At 65.7% G+C, this 15,220-nt stretch carries 17 protein-coding genes; 11 read left to right on the forward strand and 6 right to left on the reverse strand.

Features of this window, described 5'->3' with window-relative positions:
* Positions 1-168: 168 nt before the first annotated feature.
* Genes trbB through KFK14_RS21430 form a run of 11 tightly spaced genes read left to right on the forward strand, consistent with a single transcriptional unit; the run spans position 169 to position 9,847 of the window.
* Complete coding sequence (gene trbB, locus KFK14_RS21380; protein ID WP_212609028.1) at positions 169-1,167, forward strand: P-type conjugative transfer ATPase TrbB; 999 nt, start codon at positions 169-171, stop codon at positions 1,165-1,167.
* Positions 1,164-1,508, forward strand: coding sequence for a TrbC/VirB2 family type IV secretion system protein (locus tag KFK14_RS21385; protein WP_212609029.1), 345 nt, complete (start codon positions 1,164-1,166; stop codon positions 1,506-1,508). The genes trbB and KFK14_RS21385 overlap by 4 nt, the downstream gene beginning before the upstream one ends.
* Entirely contained in the window at positions 1,508-1,774 is a 267-nt protein-coding gene (locus KFK14_RS21390) for a VirB3 family type IV secretion system protein (RefSeq protein WP_212609030.1), read from the forward strand. Before KFK14_RS21385 ends, KFK14_RS21390 begins: the two co-directional genes overlap by 1 nt.
* Positions 1,771-4,239, forward strand: a complete 2,469-nt coding sequence (trbE, locus tag KFK14_RS21395) for a conjugal transfer protein TrbE (protein ID WP_212609031.1) — start codon at positions 1,771-1,773, stop codon at positions 4,237-4,239. Before KFK14_RS21390 ends, trbE begins: the two co-directional genes overlap by 4 nt.
* Positions 4,236-4,955 (forward strand): P-type conjugative transfer protein TrbJ, encoded by a 720-nt coding sequence (gene trbJ, locus KFK14_RS21400; RefSeq protein WP_212609032.1) that lies wholly within the window; start codon positions 4,236-4,238, stop codon positions 4,953-4,955. The genes trbE and trbJ overlap by 4 nt, the downstream gene beginning before the upstream one ends.
* Positions 4,956-4,969: 14 nt before the next feature.
* Positions 4,970-5,365 (forward strand): putative entry exclusion protein TrbK-alt, encoded by a 396-nt coding sequence (trbK-alt, locus tag KFK14_RS21405; protein ID WP_212609033.1) that lies wholly within the window; start codon positions 4,970-4,972, stop codon positions 5,363-5,365.
* Entirely contained in the window at positions 5,362-6,708 is a 1,347-nt protein-coding gene (trbL, locus tag KFK14_RS21410; RefSeq protein WP_212609034.1) for a P-type conjugative transfer protein TrbL, read from the forward strand. Before trbK-alt ends, trbL begins: the two co-directional genes overlap by 4 nt.
* Before the next feature lie 7 nt (positions 6,709-6,715).
* Positions 6,716-7,399 (forward strand): conjugal transfer protein TrbF, encoded by a 684-nt coding sequence (trbF, locus tag KFK14_RS21415; protein WP_212609035.1) that lies wholly within the window; start codon positions 6,716-6,718, stop codon positions 7,397-7,399.
* Positions 7,396-8,388, forward strand: a complete 993-nt coding sequence (gene trbG / locus KFK14_RS21420) for a P-type conjugative transfer protein TrbG (RefSeq protein ID WP_212609036.1) — start codon at positions 7,396-7,398, stop codon at positions 8,386-8,388. The genes trbF and trbG overlap by 4 nt, the downstream gene beginning before the upstream one ends.
* Entirely contained in the window at positions 8,385-9,629 is a 1,245-nt protein-coding gene (locus KFK14_RS21425; protein ID WP_212609037.1) for a TraB/TrbI/VirB10 family type IV secretion system protein, read from the forward strand. Before trbG ends, KFK14_RS21425 begins: the two co-directional genes overlap by 4 nt.
* The gene (locus KFK14_RS21430; RefSeq protein ID WP_212609038.1) at positions 9,626-9,847 is read left to right on the forward strand and encodes a DUF2274 domain-containing protein; all 222 of its coding nucleotides are present in this window, start codon (positions 9,626-9,628) and stop codon (positions 9,845-9,847) included. The genes KFK14_RS21425 and KFK14_RS21430 overlap by 4 nt, the downstream gene beginning before the upstream one ends.
* A 19-nt stretch (positions 9,848-9,866) precedes the next feature.
* Here KFK14_RS21430 and KFK14_RS21435 read toward each other — a convergent pair whose 3' ends face one another.
* From KFK14_RS21435 to KFK14_RS21460, 6 genes are all read right to left on the reverse strand, one after another.
* The gene (locus KFK14_RS21435; RefSeq protein ID WP_212609039.1) at positions 9,867-10,175 is read right to left on the reverse strand and encodes a hypothetical protein; all 309 of its coding nucleotides are present in this window, start codon (positions 10,173-10,175) and stop codon (positions 9,867-9,869) included.
* 89 nt (positions 10,176-10,264) lie between these two features.
* On the reverse strand, positions 10,265-11,176 hold the full coding sequence (locus tag KFK14_RS21440) for a LysR family transcriptional regulator (RefSeq protein ID WP_212609040.1): 912 nt from the start codon (positions 11,174-11,176) through the stop codon (positions 10,265-10,267).
* A gap of 127 nt (positions 11,177-11,303) precedes the next feature.
* A complete protein-coding gene (locus KFK14_RS21445) occupies positions 11,304-12,170 on the reverse strand; it encodes an SMP-30/gluconolactonase/LRE family protein (RefSeq protein WP_212609041.1) in 867 nt (288 codons plus the stop codon).
* Positions 12,171-12,212: 42 nt separating this feature from the next.
* Positions 12,213-13,658, reverse strand: a complete 1,446-nt coding sequence (locus KFK14_RS21450) for an aldehyde dehydrogenase family protein (RefSeq protein WP_212609042.1) — start codon at positions 13,656-13,658, stop codon at positions 12,213-12,215.
* Complete coding sequence (locus KFK14_RS21455) at positions 13,655-14,197, reverse strand: hypothetical protein (protein WP_212609043.1); 543 nt, start codon at positions 14,195-14,197, stop codon at positions 13,655-13,657. Before KFK14_RS21455 ends, KFK14_RS21450 begins: the two co-directional genes overlap by 4 nt.
* Positions 14,194-15,126, reverse strand: coding sequence for a phosphotransferase family protein (locus tag KFK14_RS21460; protein WP_212609044.1), 933 nt, complete (start codon positions 15,124-15,126; stop codon positions 14,194-14,196). The genes KFK14_RS21455 and KFK14_RS21460 overlap by 4 nt, the downstream gene beginning before the upstream one ends.
* Positions 15,127-15,220 lie beyond the last annotated feature (94 nt).

Genomic DNA, 15,220 nt, shown 5'->3' on the forward strand with positions numbered 1-15,220 from the left:
GGCGCGGACGGAGAGCAGTGCTGAAAGCGTCCGACCGCAACGCGCACTTATCTACCGCCGTCACTACGACGCCCTGACATAGTTGTTGCCTCGCGCGATTTCCTGTCTCTCTTGATGTGCCCCTGACGCCGGGCGGCTGATCGCCCGGCCCAATTCAGGGGCCGTTTCTTGTCCATCCAGCCGATCCGATCCGAAGGTTTCACGCGCGGCGCGCGGATGCTGCGCACGGCGCTGGGTCCGTCGATCGCGGCCTGGCTCGACGATGCCGCCGTCATCGAGGTGATGCTGAACCCGGACGGCCGGCTGTGGGTCGATCGGCTCGGCGAAGGCGTCAGCGACACCGGCATGACGCTGGCCGCCGCGGACGGCGAGCGCATCGTCCGCCTCGTCGCGCACCATGTCGGCGTCGAGGTCCATGCCCGATCTCCGCGCGTCTCGGCCGAGTTGCCGGAAGGCGGCGAGCGGTTCGAGGGACTGCTGCCGCCCGTCGTCGCCGCGCCGGCCTTCGCGATCCGCAAGCCCGCCGTCGCGGTGTTCACGCTCGATGATTATGTCGCAGCCGGGATCATGTCGGCCGCCGAGGCGGACACGCTCCGCCAGGGCGTCGCGACCCGCGCCAACATCCTCGTCGCGGGCGGCACCGGCAGTGGCAAGACCACGCTGGTCAATGCGCTGCTGGCGGAAGTCGCCAAAACGACCGACCGCATCGTCCTGATCGAAGATACGCGCGAACTTCAGTGCGCCGCGCCCAACCTGGTCGCCATGCGGACCAAGGATGGCGTCGTTTCGCTGTCCGATCTGGTCCGCTCCTCGCTACGCCTGCGCCCCGACCGCATCCCCATCGGCGAGGTGCGCGGCGCGGAAGCCCTCGACCTCCTCAAAGCCTGGGGGACCGGGCATCCGGGCGGCGTCGGCACCATCCACGCCGGGACCGCGCTCGGCGCGCTGCGCCGCATGGAGCAGCTTATCCAGGAAGCCGTCGTCACGGTCCCCCGCGCGCTGCTCGCCGAGACCATCGACCTCGTCGCGGTGCTGGTCCGCGACGGACACGGCCGACGCCTCGCCGAACTGGCCCGCGTCGAGGGGCTGGCCCCCGCGAGCGGCGACTACCGCCTGATCTCCCTCACGCCCCCTCATTTCGCCCCTCAATCTGGAGACGCATCATGAAAGGAAAGAAAGCCCGGCTGCTCGCCGGCACCGCACTCGACCGCATCGGTATTCTCGGCGTGACCGCCGCCGGGCTGCTTTTCACCACGCCCGCCCATGCGGGCGGATCGTCGATGCCGTGGGAAGCGCCGCTTCAGTCCATCCTCGAAAGCATCGAGGGGCCGGTCGCCAAGATCATAGCGGTGATGATCATCATCGTGACGGGCCTGACCCTGGCCTTCGGTGATACGTCGGGTGGCGCGCGGCGCATGATCCAGATCGTGTTCGGTCTGTCGATCGCATTCGCCGCCAGTTCTTTCTTCCTCAGCTTCTTCTCGTTCGGCGGCGGGGCGCTGGTCTGATGGTCGGCGAGGACATCTCCGACTTCTATGCGCCGGTTCATCGGGCGCTGACCGAGCCGATATTGCTCGGCGGCGCCCCGCGCTCGCTCGCCATCGTCAACGGGACGCTCGCGGGCGCCATCGGCCTCGGCCTGCGCTTGTGGCTCGCCGGTCTTGCCATCTGGGCGATCGGTCATGCGCTGTCGGTATGGGCCGCGCGGCGCGATCCGCAGTTCGTCGACGTAGCCCGGCGGCACATGCGTTTTCCGACGTGGATGCGGCCATGATGTCCTTACGCGAATATCGCGGCAAGGCCGCGCATCTGGCCGACTTCCTCCCCTGGGCGGCGCTGGTCGGCGAAGGGGTGGTGCTCAACAAGGATGGTTCGTTCCAGCGCACGGCGCGCTTTCGCGGCCCCGATCTCGACAGCGCCACGCCCGCCGAACTGGTCGCCACCACGGCGCGGCTGAACAACGCGCTGCGCCGTTTGGGGTCGGGCTGGGCGATCTTCGTCGAGGCGCAGCGCACGCCCGCGCTCGACTACCCGGAATCGGCGTTTCCCGATCCCGTGTCGGCGCTGGTCGACATGGAGCGCCGCGAGCAGTTCCGCGAGGAAGGCGCGCATTTCGAGAGCGGCTATTATCTGACCCTGCTGTGGATGCCCCCGGCAGAGGATGCCGCCCGCGCCGAAACCTGGCTCTATGAAGGCCGTTCCGGCGCGCGCGTCGATCCGTGGGAACTGCTGGCCGGTTTCAGTGATCGCAGCGACCGCGTTCTCAATCTGGTCGAAGGCTTCGTCCCCGAGGTCCGCTGGCTCGATGATGGCGAGACGCTGACCTACCTCCACAGCACCATATCGACCCGACGCCAGCATGTGCGTGTGCCGGAAACCCCGATGCACCTCGACGCGCTGCTGGCCGACGAGCCGCTGACCGGCGGGCTGGAGCCGAAGCTGAGCGACCATCACCTCCGCACGCTCACCATTATCGGCTTCCCCAGCGTCACCTTTCCCGGCCTGCTCGACGAGTTGAACCGGCTCGCCTTCGCTTATCGCTGGTCCACCCGCGCGATCATGCTGGACAAGACGGACGCCACGAGGCTGCTGACCAAAATCCGTCGCCAATGGTTCGCCAAGCGCAAGTCGGTCGCCGCGATCCTCAAGGAAGTCATGACCAACGAGGCATCGACGCTGCTCGACAGCGACGCCTCCAACAAGGCGCTGGACGCCGACGCCGCCTTGCAGGAACTCGGCGCGGATTATGCGGGCATGGCCTATGTGACCGCGACCGTCACAGTATGGGACCGCGATCCGGCCATAGCGGCCGAGAAGCTGCGGCTGGCCGAGAAGATCATCCAAGGCCGCGACTTCACGGTGATCCCCGAGGGGATGAACGCGATCGAGGCATGGCTGGGGAGTCTGCCAGGCCATACCTATGCCAATGTCCGGCAACCGCCGGTCTCCACCCTCAATCTCGCCCACCTGATCCCCCTGTCAGCGGTATGGGCGGGGCCGGAACGGGACGAGCACTTCGGGTCGGCGCCCTTGCTCTACGGCAAGACCGAAGGCTCGACCCCGTTCCGGTTTTCCCTTCATGTCGGCGATGTCGGCCACACGCTGGTCGTCGGCCCGACCGGCGCGGGCAAATCGGTCCTGCTCGCGCTGATGGCGATGCAGTTCCGTCGTTACGAGGGCGCGCAGGTGTTCGCCTTCGACTTCGGCGGCTCGATCCGCGCCGCCGCGCTCGGCATGGGTGGCGACTGGCAGGATTTGGGTGGCGGGCTGTCCGAGGACGAGAGCGGCGTGCAGTTGCAGCCGCTCTCCCGCATCGACGATCCCGCCGAACGGGCCTGGGCGGCCGAATGGCTCGCGGCGATCTTCGTATCCGAAGGCGTCGCGGTCGATCCGCAGGCCAAGGAGCATATCTGGTCGGCGCTCGGCTCGCTTGCTTCCGCCCCGGTCGCGGAACGGACGCTGACTGGCCTCGCCGTTCTCCTGCAATCGCAGACGCTCAAGCAGGCGCTCGCTCCCTATTGTATCGGCGGGCCGTGGGGGCGGCTGCTCGACGCCGAAGCCGAGCGGCTCGGCGAAGCCGATGTCCAGGCGTTCGAGACGGAGGGGCTGGTCGGCGCGGGATCGGCCGCCGCCGTCCTGTCTTACCTGTTTCACCGGATCGAGGATCGGCTCGACGGAAGCCCGACGCTGATCATCATCGACGAGGGCTGGCTGGTGCTCGACAGCCCCGACTTCGCCGCCCAGCTTCGCGAGTGGCTCAAGACGCTCAGGAAGAAAAACGCTTCCGTCGTCTTCGCCACGCAGAGCCTCGCCGACATCGAAACCTCAAGCATCGCCCCGGCCATCATCGAGTCCTGCCCGACCCGCATATTCCTGCCGAACGAGCGCGCGGCGGAACCACAGATCGCGGCGATCTACGAGCGGTTCGGACTCAACGCCCGGCAGATCGAAATCCTCAGCCGGGCGACGCCGAAGCGCGATTATTACTGCCAGTCGCGGCGAGGCAACCGCCTGTTCGAGCTGGGGCTGGGCGAAGTCGCGCTCGCCTTCACCGCCGCGTCGTCGAAAGCCGACCAGCTCGCCATCGCCGACATCATCGAAACCGATGGGGCTGCCGCCTTTGCCGCCGAATGGCTGCGGCATCGCGGCTGCGCCTGGGCCGTCGAACTGCTGCCGGAGCCGCCATCGGATCGCCAGCACCAGCTTCCCCTCACGACAGACATGGAGATCGACTTATGAAATTGCTTCCCGTTCGCCGCGTCATCCTGGCCGGCGTTCTCGCCAGCGCGGCCGTCGCGCCGATGTTCGTCGCCGCGCCCGCACAGGCGCAGTTCGGCGGGATCGTCTATGATCCCACCAACTACGCCTCCAACGTCCTGCAGGCGGCCCGCGCGCTTCAGCAGATCAACAACCAGATCACGCAAATCCAGAATCAGGCGACGAGCCTGATCAACGAGGCGCGCAATCTCGCCTCGCTGCCGCTCTCGACCGTCGACACGCTCCAGCAGCAGGTCCGGCAGACCCAGCAGCTTCTCGGGGAAGCGCAGCGCATCGCCTATAATGTCCAGGACATCCAGCAGGCGTTCAATGGCCGCTACAAGGGCGCGAACCTCACCGGGACCAACGCGCAGATGGTCGCCAACGCCAATGCGCGCTGGGAGGATAGCGTCGGCGCGTTCGAGGATGCGCTGAAGGTTCAGGCCGGTGTGGTCGGCAATATCGACGGCGCCCGCGCCACGATGAACAGCCTGGTCTCGGCCAGTCAGTCGGCGACCGGCGCGCTCCAGGCCGCGCAGGCAGGCAACCAGCTTCTCGCCCTGCAATCGCAGCAGCTTGCCGACCTCACCGCCGCGGTCGCCGCGCAGGGCCGGGCGCAGGCGCTCGACGCCGCGCGGCAGGCCGCGATCGAGGCGGAGGGACGCGAACGCTTCCGCCGTTTCTTCGGCCGCGATTGACAGGAGAAGCGCCCATGTCGCGCAACAAGAAGATCGCAGGCGTCGCGGCGCTTGCCGGGATCATGCTCGCCGTGGTGGCGGTGGAAGCCCTCCGCCCGCCGGGCGACATGCCGCTCGACGCCATCCTGCCGTTGCTCGACGACGGGGAAGCTCATGCGCTGCTGACCCGCGAACTGGAACGCTGCGCCACGCTCACCATGCCGGACTCCGGGTGCGAACAGGCATGGGCCGCGAACCGCCGCCGCTTCTTCGGCAAGGATGCCGATGCACCCACGCCGGGCGAGAATGCTTTGCTCCCCGCCCCCTATAATAGCGCGGGCAGTGACGGCGGCCGGACGGACGCGGCTATCCGGCCGGAGTTGCCCGGCAAGTTCGTTCCCGCCGATCAGGCCGGGAGCACCGCGCCATGAGCGACACCGGCATTGTCGATACCTTCCTCGACACCTTCAGCACCTACATCGATTCCGGCTTCGGGCTGCTCGGCGGCGAGATCGGCTTCCTGTCCTCGACCCTGATCGCGATCGACGTGACCATCGCCGGGCTGTTCTGGGCCTGGGGCGCCGACGAGGACGTCATCCAGCGACTGATCAAAAAGACGCTCTACATCGGCGCCTTCGCCTTCATCATCGGCAGTTTCCAGACGCTGGCGACAATCCTGTTCGAAAGCTTCGCGGGGCTGGGCCTCAAGGCGAGTGGTGACGCGCTCAGCCTCGCGGAGTTCATGAAGCCCGGCACGATCGCCGGCAAGGGACTCGACGCCGCCCAGCCGCTGATCGACGCGATGGAGGCCTATAACAGCCTCTGGTCAGTGTTTGCCAATCTCGCGATCATTGCGGTGCTGCTGCTCGCTTACCTGATCGTCGTTCTCGCCTTCTTCATCATCGCCATCCAGGTCTTCATCACGCTGATCGAGTTCAAGCTGGTGACGCTGGCCGGTTTCGTCCTGCTGCCCTTCGCCTTCTGGAACCGCACCGCGTTCATGGCCGAAAAGGTGCTCGGCCATATCGTCTCCTCCGGGATCAAGGTGCTGGTGCTCGCTGTCATCACGGGGATCGGCACGACCCTGTTCAGCACGTTCACGGCGACGGTCGGTCCCGAACCCGATGCGCGGGAAGTGCTGGCCATCGCGCTCGGCGCGCTGTCGCTGCTCGGCCTGTCGATCTTCGGTCCCGGGATCGCCAACGGCATCGTCTCGGGCGGCCCGCAGCTCGGCGCGGGCGCGGCGGCCGGAACCGCGCTGGCGGCAGGCGGCGCGCTGGTCGGCGGCGCCGCCGCCGCGAAGCTCGGCGTGGGGGCCGCCGCCTCGACGATCGGCGCGACCGGCCGGATGGGCGCGGCAGCCGCGCGCGGCGGCGCGCGCATGGCGGGCGGCGCGGCGGGCGCCTACAGCGTTGGCTCGTTCGGCAGGAGCGGCGCGGGCGCCGTCGCGGGGGGCATGGCCGCTGTCGGACAGAAAGCCGCCAGCGGCGCCGCCAATGCCGCGCTTTCGCCGCTACGGAAGATGGCCGGAAAGGCCGGCGCATCCATGAAGGACAATTTCCGCACCGGCGCCCGCGCCGGGCTGGGCGCTCCGCCGCAGGCCGCGAACGCCACGCCTGCTGCCGCGCAGCCCGTCGCTGCCCAACCCACGGGAACCGCCGGCATGAAGAACCGCCAATCGGCCGCCCACGGCGCGACCGTCCTCGCCCACACGGTGAAGGCCGGGGACAGCCACGGCGGCGGCAACGGTCCCGACATCAAGGAAAAGGATTGATCCCGCAATGTTCCGACGACCCTCCATTCGCTACGGGCAGACGCCCGAGCCTGTCACCCCATACCAACGCGCCGCCCAGGCGTGGGACGACCGGATCGGTTCGGCCCGCGTGCAGGCGAAGAACTGGCGGCTTGCCTTCTTCGGCGCGCTGACGCTCTCCGGCGGGCTTGCCGCCGGCCTCGTGTGGCAATCGGCGCGCGGCCATATCGTCCCCTGGGTCGTTCAGGTCGATAAGCTCGGCGAGGCGCAGGCGGTCTCCCCGGCCGAAGCGGGCTATCGGCCGACCGACCCGCAGATCGCGTTCCACCTCGCCCGGTTCATCGAACAGGTCAGGAGCATCCCCGCCGATCCCGTCATCGTCCGCCAGAACTGGCTGCGCGCCTATGACTTCACCACCGACAAGGGCGCGCTCGCGCTCAATGACTATGCGAGATCGAACGATCCGTTCACACAGGTCGGCAAGGCCCAGGTCGCGGTGGACGTGTCGAGCGTGATCCGCGCGTCCGGCGACAGCTTCCGCGTCGCCTGGACCGAGCGGCGCTATCAGGACGGCAGCCTCGCCGAGACGACCCGCTGGTCGGCGATCCTCACCATCGTCGTGCAACCACCGCGCACGCCCGACGCGCTCCGCAAGAACCCGCTCGGCCTGTTCGTCAACGCCATCAACTGGAGCAAGGAGCTGTCGCAATGACACGCACGTCCGCCCGTCATGCCGCCAGCGCGGCCATGCTGCTTTCCGCCGCCGCGCTCGCGGGTTGCACGACGACATCGGCCAAGGTGCCGCCCGTCGAGATCGCCGCGACACTCGCACCCGAACCGCCGCGCGCGGTCGAGGTGGTCGCGATCCCCGAGCCGCTGCCGCTTCCCGGCCAGTTGAAGCCGGTCGCATCGCGCGCGCGATCGTCCGAGGCGACTGATCCGCGCCAGCGCGTCGGCGCGGCCAATGCCGCCGCCCGCGTCCAGCCCACGCGCGACGGCTATGTGAATGCCATCCAGCAATATCCCTGGACCGAAGGCGCGCTCTATCAGGTCTATGCCGCGCCCGGCCAGGTGACGGACATCGCGCTTCAGGAAGGCGAGCAGCTTGTCGGCGCGGGGCCGGTCGCGGCGGGCGATACCGTGCGCTGGATCATCGGCGACACCGTAAGCGGCAGCGGTCCCAGCGCGCGCGTCCATATTCTGGTCAAGCCGACCCGGCCGGACATCGGCACCAACCTGGTCATCAACACCAACCGGCGCACCTATCATCTGGAACTGCGCGCCACACCTTCGACCTACATGGCGTCGGTAAGCTGGACCTATCCGCATGACGCGCTGATCGCCTTGCAGGGTCGCAACGCGGCGGCGGCATCCACCGCGCCGATCGCCACCGGCCTCGACATCGCCGCACTCAATTTCCATTACCGGATCGAGGGCGACCGCGTGGCCTGGCGACCGGCCCGCGCGTTCGACGACGGCCGGCAGGTGTTCATCGAGTTCGCGGCCGAGATCTCTCAGGGCGAGATGCCGCCGCTGTTCGTGACCGGCGCGCGCGGCGATGCCGAACTGGTCAATTACCGCGTGCAGGGCCGCTACATGGTGGTGGACCGCCTGTTCGCCAGCGCAGAACTGCGCCTCGGCGACAAGCGCAGCGAGAAGCGCGTCCGTATCCTGCGCGACGGCGCGGAGCGGCGGCCGTGAGCGATCCCGCCAACACGCCCGCCCCGCAGGCGCCGCAGCAGCCATCGCCAACCGCGCCGCAGGCTACCCCGCAAGCCGCGTCCGCCAATCCTGCCGCCTTCCAGCTTCGCGGGCCGACACCACGCGTCATGCGCCTGTCGAGGAAGGCGCTCGCCACGCTCGGCGTCATCGCGGGCCTCGGCATCGGCGGCTCGCTCTGGTTCGCGCTCGCGCCCAAGGGAGAGAGGCCGGGAAAGGAACTCTACAGCACCGAAAGCCGAACGACCGCCGAGACCATCACTTCGGGACCGAAGGACTATGGTCAGGTGCCGAAACTCGGCGGGCCGCTCCCCGGCGATCTCGGGCGGCCGATCCTCTCGGCGCAGCAGCGCGGGGAGAACGTGCCTGTCCCGCCGATGGGAGGCGGACAGCCCGATCCCCGCGTCCAGGCCGAAGAAGCCGCGCGCCAGCGCGCCCAACAGGAACGTGACGCTGCCCGCACGGCCAGTCTGTTCCTTGGTGGCGGCGGCACAGGCAGCACGGCTGCATTGCCGATGATCGGCGCCGCGCTGGAACCCACCGCCGCATCGCAGCCCGCCGAGACACCGCAGGGTGATCAGGCCGGGAAGCGGGCCTTCATGGCGCAGGCGTCGAACCAGCGCACGGTGAGCGTGGAACGGCTGACCGCGCCGGCCTCGCCCAACATCGTCCAGGCCGGGAGCATCATCCCCGCCGCGCTCATTACCGGCGTCCGTTCCGATCTTCCCGGCCAAATCACCGCCCAGGTGACTCAGAACGTCTATGACAGCCCTACCGGGCGCATCCTGCTCATTCCGCAGGGCGCCCGGCTGATCGGCGAATATGACAGCGAGGTCGCGGCGGGGCAGACCCGCGTTCTGCTGGCATGGGATCGTCTCATATTGCCGGACGGCCGCTCGATCGTGCTGGAACGCCAGCCCGGCGCCGATGCGGCTGGATATGCCGGATTGCAGGACCGCGTGAATCAGCATTGGGGCAATCTGCTCAAAGCCGCCGCCGTCTCGACGCTGCTCGGCGTCGGGGCCGAGTTGGGCGCGGACAGCGAGGACGACCTCACTCGCGCGCTGCGGCGCGGCTCGCAAGACACCATCAACCAGACCGGCCAGCAGATCGTGCGGCGGCAATTGAATGTCCAGCCGACGCTCACCATCCGGGCGGGGCATCCGCTCAGGATCGTCCTGACCCGCGATCTTGTATTGGAGCCCGTTGGAGACGCACGATGACGAAACTCAAGCTGGGGCCGATCCCCGAGGACAAGCCCGTCAAGCTGACCGTGGAACTGCCCGCCGCCGTGCATCGCGATCTCGTCGCCTATGCAGACGCGCTCGCGAAGGAGACCGGGCAGCAGCCGTTCGCACCGGAGAAGCTGGTCGCGCCGATGCTGGAGCGGTTCATGGCAACCGACCGGGCCTTCCGCCGCCACCGCGCGCAGCGAAACTGACGGCGGTATAAATCCCGCCTCAATTGCCGAAGAACTTCTTGTGCTGCGCCCGGCCGTCCGCCTCCGTGACGGCCATCTCGGCATTGAAGCATTCGTCGCCGCGCACCGAGCCTTCCATGCACTGCGCCAGAATCTGCCGCGCCTCGTCGAGATGCGCCGCGAAATATTGCTTGCCGCGTGGTTCGACCGTAGCCGGAGCGGCGGGCGCCGGGCTGGAGACGATCGCCGTCTGCTCAGGCGGCGCGATTACCGGCCGCAGCACGAAACCCGCCCCGAATCCGATGGTCAGCGTGACCAGCACTATGATAATTGTCTTGCCTTGTGTCATGACGGCTCCTTTCCCAAGACTTCAAATCAGGCGGCCCGCTGGTTGCGATCGAGCCGGTTAACGTCGCATGTCCATCCCGCCTACCGCGTTCACGGAATGTCGAAGGACAGCGCATAGCGGTCGCGCACGAAGGCGAGGAACCGTCGTAGCGCGGGATTGCCGTTGTCCTCTCGCCAATAGCCGGAATAGCTGATGAAGGCCGGTCCCTGCTCGCCCTGGACGGGGCGGTAGATGACGTCGGGATAGCGCGCGCCCGTCGCGCCCTCGCAGACGATCGACACGCCCAGGCCACCGCCCAGCACACTCAGGATCGCCTCGCGGCTGGCCTGATGCATCCTGATGTCGGCAGGCTCGCCCGCCATCATCAGCCGGCCGAGCAGCAGGTCGCGGATTTCCGGGCCGGGATCTGCGGCGGGCAGCAGAAAGCGTTCGCGCCGCAGATCGGTCCAGTGAACGGCCTCGCTCGTGACAAGCGCATGGTCGGCTGGCAGCGCGGCGATGACGCGCTCGTTCCAGAACCCCTCGCGCCGGAATCCGGCATGGCCCGCTTCGCCGACCAGGATCGCGATATCGATCTCGCCCGTGTCGAGTCCCGCGAGCAAGGCGCCCCGGTCGGCTTCCACGCCGTCGATCTCGACATCGGGATTGGCCGCGCGCCAGCCCAGCATGGTCGCGCGCAGATGGCCCGCCGAGATCGCGCTGTTGTGCCCGATCATGAGACCGCCTGCGCGGCCCTGGCCCGCCGCCCGCATCGTCGCCACCATCTTGTCCGCGCTCGCCACCATCGGCCGGGCCGCGCGGATGAACTGCGCGCCGGCAAGTGTCATGCTGACGCCGCCTTGTGAGCGATTGAAAATCCGCCCGCCGATCACGCGCTCCAGTTTGAGGATGGCCCGGCTCAACGTCGATTGCTCCACATCCAGCGCCCGCGCGGCTCGATAAAAGCTTCCATGATCGGCGGCTGCTATGGCATAGCGGAGTTGCCGGATCTCAAACGGCACGCAGATGTCCCTAATCGTTATTGTTGCCGTCTTTCAGCGAAAGCGGGCACAACCGGCATCGGTGACGGCCCATGCCAAAATAAGATAATGGAAATACCCATGTAAGAATTTGCAATAACCTATTGAATCATTCCTGAATTCTTATGAGATACAATCTCGCGGCGCGAGCTACTTTGCGCTTAACGTCATCAAAATCGGGTGCGGTGCATAATATCAGCGTTTTACCGTCAGGCCCTCCTAAGGCGCAGGAATAGAGGCCCAAACCGTCCGGTGCCTTGATCTGCTGCCTTATCTCTCCGCCCTCAACCACACGCGCGACACGGCCATTAAGAGCATCCGCCACCCAAACACAGCCCTCTTCATCGATCGCACAACCATCGGGAGCGAAATCCGTGTCCAGCAGGCTGTGGGTCGTTTCCCATGATGGTTCGCGTCCGATCTGCGCCCAACAGCGCTGACCGGATAGAGATCCGTCATCCTCGATAGTGAAGGCGGTCAATCGCCCACCAAATGTCTCTGCCACGATCAATGTCTTGCCATCAGGTGAAATGACCAGACCATTGGGAAACTGCAAACCATCGGCGACGATTGCACTGTGCCCATCGGGATCGACCCTGACCAGCGTCGTCGTCGCAGGTGGCGCTCCGGTGAAGAGATCGAAGCCGAGATTGCTCACAAAGGCCCGTCCATGACTGTCGACGATCATATCGTTGGTGAAGCCGCCGGTAAGCGCCGTGATATCGGCATGAAGCCTTGGCGGTTCCCCGGCGGGACATTTCCAGACGCTGCGGCTCTTCATCCCCACGACCAGCAGCGTGCCGTCAGGCAACCATCCCAACCCGGAAGGCTGATCATCAAGTTCGACGACTACCTGTGCATGGCCGTCGGGTGTTATTTTCAGAACCTGACCGGCATAGAGGTCAGAAACCCAGAAATGGCCATCATGCCATCGCGCACCTTCGTAAAAATGGCCGCCGCTCAAAAGCAGATCCATATTCGTCGCTCCTGTTCGATAGATCGATAGGTCGTGTATCTGTTACCGAGATTTGGCTTCACGCGGCTTCGCGACGCTGACCGTCTGCAACTCGGCATAGCTGTCAAATCCGACATTCCCGTTGGCGCGCCCCAAACCGCTCAGCTTCATGCCGCCGAATGGGACATCGGGCAGGACCAGGCCGTGTCGGTTGACCCAGACCGATCCGCTCTGGATTCGGCGGGCGACGGCGCTTCCGGTGTCGACGTCAGACGTCCATACAGACCCGCCGAGCCCGAATCGCGTGTCATTCGCCCGCGCTACGGCCTCATCGACGCTGTCATAGGAAATGATCGGAAGGGCGGGGCCGAACTGCTCCTCCTGGACCAGCGGATTGGTTTCATCGACGTCGGTGATCAGGGTCGGCCGGAAGAAATTGCCGGGCCTGTTCAGCGGCGAACCGCCCGTCACCACTGATCCTCCCTGCCTGACCGCCGCATCGACAAGCCCTTTGACGATCTCGAACTGTTGCCGATTGGATAGCGGTCCAAGCGTCACGGCCGGATCGAATGGGTCGCCAAGCACCGCCGCTTCCGCGACATTTCTGAGCGCTTCGGTCAAGGGGGCGGCGATATCCCGATGAACATAGAGCCGCTTGATCGCGGCGCAGACCTGTCCCGAGCGATAAAACGCGCCCGTGAACAATCTGGGGGCGACACTTGCGACATCGGCATCGGGCAGGACGATCGCGGCATCGTTGCCGCCCAGTTCGAGGGACAACCGTTTCAGTCCCGGCGCGGCGTTGGCCATGATCGCCTGACCCGCGCGGATGCTGCCTGTAAAGGATATCATGCCGACCTGAGGATGTGCTACGAGAGCGGTTCCCAGTTCCGCTCCGCCCGGCAAGATGCTTAGAACCCCGGGCGGAACGACATCGCTGATCAGCTCTCCTAACTGGAGTAGCGTGAGCGGCGCCAGAGGGGACGGCTTCATGACCACCGTATTGCCGACGGCGAACGCGGTCGCGATCTTCTCGCAGGCGATCAACATTGGCGCGTTCCAGGGTATGATCGCGCCTACAACGCCGATGGGCTTCCGCACCACTTCGACCCGCTGCCTGGCATCGTCATGCAGAACGTCAAGCGGCGTTTCCGCGTCGGCACGATAGAGAAGGAATGCAGCCGAAGCGGAGATTTCATCCTGAGCGGCTTTGAAGGGAAGGCCGATTTCAAGACTGAGCGTGCGCGCGAGAGTGTCCCGGTTGGCGTTCACCATTTCCGACATTGTACGCAGCGCGGCGCGTCGAAGCACCTCATCCGCCGCCCAGCCGGATGCCTGCATTGCCGCCGCGATCGCGTTATCAAGTTGGGCGTGCGAAGCCTGCGGCGCCCTGGCGATGAGCGCATTTGTCGAGGGATTTTCAACGTCGACGGTGTCCGCCCCCTCCGTCAGTTTGCCCGCGAGCAGGAATCGCAAGCCATCGATCTGCTTGTCGGAAGCGTTCATCATCCATCTCCAATTGTTCTAGTCGGGGTGTCACTTGCAGGGTAAAGCCTTCCTCTGGGGAAGACGGACTGCCAAGGCGTCCTTGCTTCCGCTTGCCGACGCAGCAATCGGTAGCATTTTGCCAGCACGACTCTCGATCCGGAGAGACATTTCTGCCCTTCAGGTTCTGTCGCAATCTTTGCGGTCAGCTGGATTGCGAGATTGCTGATCAGCACGCAGATACCGGAGTGAAGTGTCTGCATCTCGGAAAGCAGTTTGCCCGGCCTGTCGAATTCAAGAGAGAATTCCTTAAGCGATTGCAAGTCCTCCTGATCGACGCCGTTCCAACCCAGTGCGGCCATCGCGGCGTTGCACAGGTGGAGCATCTCCGGGATTTCAAGTTCCAGTAATTCGGGAAGGCGATCTATTTCGTTCGCCATATCCTCGAGCATTTTGAGGGTGGCGCGAAGGTCGCTTCGCTTGTCGTCGGCGACGCTTGGCAGAATCTCATTGCCGAGGAATTGCCGGATGCCGGCCAGTCTCTCAAAGACACTCGCGGTCATATCGCAACACTCCCTTCGAGTTCCCGTAGCAGGAGCTCGGCGATGGCCTGTTCGATGCAAGGGACAGCCTGTCCCAGCATCAGTAACGTTGGACGGGGCGCAACGCCGCTGGGTTGCTTTTCGAGCCCTTTGAGGAAAATCGCCGCCAGTTTGACGAGAGAGAATATCTTCCAGAAGAGCAGCCGGCGCCGGTTAACCGACGTGCCGGTCTGCTGTTCATATTCGGCCAGGAATTCATCTGGCTCCATCATACCTTCGACGAGATCATCCGGGCTTGTCCAGAGCATTGTCCATGCGAGATCCTCTACAGGATCGCCGATATGGGCCAACTCCCAGTCAATGATGACCGGCTCCGTGTCGGCTTTCAGGAGGATATTATTGGCCTTGTAATCGCCATGAACGATCACCGGACGCTCGACCGTGAACGAATTGGTTTTAAGCCATTGGATCGCTATCCGTAGTGTGGCGCTCCGATAGCCAGAGTCGGTAATGGCCATCCTCCATTTCGCGAGCTCGCGCGCCGGCGCGTCGCGCCCATCACCCGGAATGAGGTCAGCTATGAGAGTAGCTTGCTGTGCATGAAGCCGGGTGAGCGCGGCGACGAGAGATTTTCCGATCTTGCGGCGATCGGCCTCGCCGCCGGCCGCCATCACCTTGCGTGTGTCAAGCCCGGCAATGCGTTCGATGATCATGAAAGGCGAACCGAGCGCCGTGTCGCGGCCCGCTTGGAACAGAGGTCTGGGGACAGGAAGGCCACTTTTGTGAAGTCGGCTGAGTAACTCAAACTCTGTTCCTAGGCTCATGTCGAACAGCGCGTGATCGAATTCGCGACGGAGAATGAGGGGCACAGGATCGTGATGGTCGAGGTCATGGACCCGGGCGTCGAACGCCCAGGTCTCATGAGATGAACCGCCGGTCAGGCGCCGCAATATACGGACGTCCTCTAGCTCCGGCACCGCCGTCTGCAGGCGGGCGGCAAGGCCGTCCCCCGCACTCTCACTAGACGCATCCGGACGAGCGACA

It is taken from the genome of Sphingobium phenoxybenzoativorans, assembly GCF_018286635.1.
Classification (GTDB): domain Bacteria; phylum Pseudomonadota; class Alphaproteobacteria; order Sphingomonadales; family Sphingomonadaceae; genus Sphingobium; species Sphingobium phenoxybenzoativorans.